This is a genomic window from Sediminitomix flava, from assembly GCF_003149185.1.
Taxonomy (GTDB): domain Bacteria; phylum Bacteroidota; class Bacteroidia; order Cytophagales; family Flammeovirgaceae; genus Sediminitomix; species Sediminitomix flava.
The window spans coordinates 1-2,908 of the sequence record NZ_QGDO01000023.1 but is presented as its reverse complement, the minus strand read 5'-3'; the positions used below and the strand labels follow the sequence as shown (position 1 = coordinate 2,908).

Annotated in this window: 3 protein-coding genes; all 3 read right to left on the bottom strand. The window is 30.6% G+C overall.

Annotated elements, in window-relative coordinates; all coding sequences use genetic code 11:
- Positions 1–166: 166 nt before the first annotated feature.
- Complete coding sequence (locus BC781_RS25245) at positions 167–727, bottom strand: hypothetical protein (protein WP_109623323.1); 561 nt, start codon at positions 725–727, stop codon at positions 167–169.
- 106 nt (positions 728–833) lie between these two features.
- Positions 834–1,694 carry a hypothetical protein gene (locus tag BC781_RS25240; protein WP_109623322.1) on the bottom strand — a complete coding sequence of 287 codons (861 nt, stop codon included), beginning with the start codon at positions 1,692–1,694 and terminating at the stop codon, positions 834–836.
- A gap of 139 nt (positions 1,695–1,833) precedes the next feature.
- Positions 1,834–2,277, bottom strand: coding sequence for a hypothetical protein (locus BC781_RS25235; RefSeq protein ID WP_146201791.1), 444 nt, complete (start codon positions 2,275–2,277; stop codon positions 1,834–1,836).
- Positions 2,278–2,908 lie beyond the last annotated feature (631 nt).

The window sequence follows — 2,908 nt, the reverse complement described above, 5'->3', positions numbered from 1 at the left end:
CACTTCCTAAATGTTTTACTTGAAAATGTTATTAGGCTGTTTTTATATAAAAATCTTTTGATTCGATTCATTGAACTATTATTAAGCACAACGACCAGTGCATGGTTTTGCAGGCGGATTGCGTCGCATACCGACTGTGAACTATGCACCTTGTTGTGTATAGTTTTTAAAACATTTTTGATATAAGATAAATGGATAATGCTATACCAGCGTAAATCACCAACTCTTTCAAGCTAGTACTTTTCTTTGCTTTTAATGTTTCTTCATATCTATTTTTTAGAAGCTCTTTTATTTCAGATTTTTTAGATTTAAAATTCTTTGATGATTGCTTTATCTCATTGAATCTATCATCATAAAATAAATTGACATATTCTTCAACTTCTGAAAAAGAAAGACCACTAATTTCAGTAGAATCTATATTAGTACCTTCTTTAGGGATCGATAAATCTAAATCAAAGAAATTATCTTCATAAGCACATATAAATAATTCTGCTTCATTAACACTATTATGTAAATTAAAAGCAGGTTCTATTATTTTATAGATATCCAGTTCTTCGTTTTCTAATATTGTCTGTTGTAAAACATTTGCAGATTGTTGCCAATTAACTGCTTTAATACATTCAAGAGACTCGTCTACATTTAATGTCCCTCTTTCCTCCCAATAACCATTTTCAAACCTATCATCCTTGTCTGTTAGAAATGGTCTAATTCGTAAACTGATACTCATTATTTATAAGTTTATTATGCACAACGACTCGGGCATGGTATCGCAGGCAGGTTGCGTCACATGCTGCCTGTGGAATATGCACCTTGTTATGCACAGTTTATTTGATTTAATTTTTTTTGAATCTCTTAGGAATTTGTACCTCAAATGAAAGAGGGTAATCAACTGTATAATAATCTATTGAACTATCATACACTCTTTGAACAGTAGAGAGAGAGTATAAGACCTCTTTTATCTCTGAGGGAGCATTAAAACTACTAACCTCAATTTTGTACGTACTCGGATCATTTAGAAATTTCACTATCAATATCTTTTTTGAAATAGCCCCTACATATTCTTTTTTTGTAAAATCTATTTTATTAATCTTTCTAGAGATTTTATCGAAATAATTATTTGAGAGCACTGTCATTCCCTTTTTACAGTCATCTAAATCGATAAAAAAAACTTCATAGCTATTATCTGACTTTAAAGTACAGGAAGCCTTTACAAGATCATGATCATCAATTACTTTTATTATTTCGATCTCCCTTTCAGGATACTGATATACCTCCTCTACTTTCTTAAAAATATAGTTGTTTAATACCCTATCCGTTTTACAATTATCTACTAGATGTAACAATCCATCATCATAACTTCTTATAAATAAAGTATCCTTAAAGATATCATTTTCACCGTAATAGTATATTATCGCATCTTTTTGTAATTCATAACTACAAAATGAAATAAATTCTTGATTCAAATTATAGTTTAAGAAACCATTACAAAAATCTAGGTAGTTTTCATGAAATTCAATATTGTTATTGCTATAAAAAGCAGAACATGATAATTCTCCCACTGAAGACCATGAATCTACTTTTTCCCATCTTCCAATCAACACATCAGATTTAATATCAGAATCAGGGTTACAACTGAAAATGAAAACACAGCAGACAATTAATTGATATTTAATACTAAAATATATTTTAATCATTCTTATTTACCTTCTGAAAGTGAAAATAGATAAGTTTCCTTAATTACAATTGTGCATAACGACTAGGGCATGGATATCGCAGGCAGATTGCGTCGCATACTGCCTGTGGACTATGCCCCTTGTTGTGCTCAGTTTATTTTTATAATTCGATTTTATTTAGATCAATTCCAATGATCAGATTTCCTAATTCATTTTTTTTGATGTCGTATATTCTGATCAAATCCCATGGGATATGAAGTATTTTAACTTTTCCCTTTTCTGACTCTATCTTTATTGGTAAGTCCTTCCTATGTTTTTTATATAACTCTAAATATGATTCTGAATCAGAGTATAGATGTGAAGTTAGACTAGAGTAAGTTTCGAGTTCTATTTTTCCATTTTTTATATCTGCTCTAATAAATTCATTTGCCTCGCCCTTCTTTCCAAATCCATGAAGGTATCTAATCGAAGGAAGTGAAATTTGAATTCTTGAATCACCAGCTAAATTAATCTCACCAACATATTTTACAGTATATCTTCCACAAGCTTGTCCTAAGCAATTAAGTGTTGAGAACATTATTGCTATTAAAAAAGTCAGTTTCATTTGATTTGATTATTGAGCACAACGACTTGGGCATGGTATCGCAGGCAGGTTGCGTCGCATAGCTGCCTGTGGAATATGCCCTTTGTTATGTACCTTTTATTAATTTTTGATTAATATGCTTTGTCGCAATTAGTTACACCGCTAATTATCCGTTAAAACTCTATTGAAATTAGGATAAGTTTTCGAATATTCTACACATATACTGTCTCCAATATTCAAATCTGAATCTCTTGAATTACTTCTAAATTTTTTATTATTCACTATAAATTGATATGAATATGAAAATTCATGAGATACGGGACTATTGCCAAAATAATTCTTCTCGTTTACTATTATCGCTTTAATTTGTTTACCATCGAAGTCAATTAGAAAGTCTTTCAACCCACTTCTAATTATTATTCCAATAAAGTAGATTGGTATAATTGATATTAGTAAAAGTACTCGTAATTCAATTATTCGGTTTATTAAGCTAGTTGAATTTTTACGTCTTTTATTATTAGCCTTTCTATTCATCTGCTTATTTACATTGATGGTACATAACGACTCGGGCATGGTGTCGCAGGCAGATTGCGTCGCAACTGACCTGTGCAATATGCCCCTTGTTGGCAATCGTTTTTATTTATTCACCTAA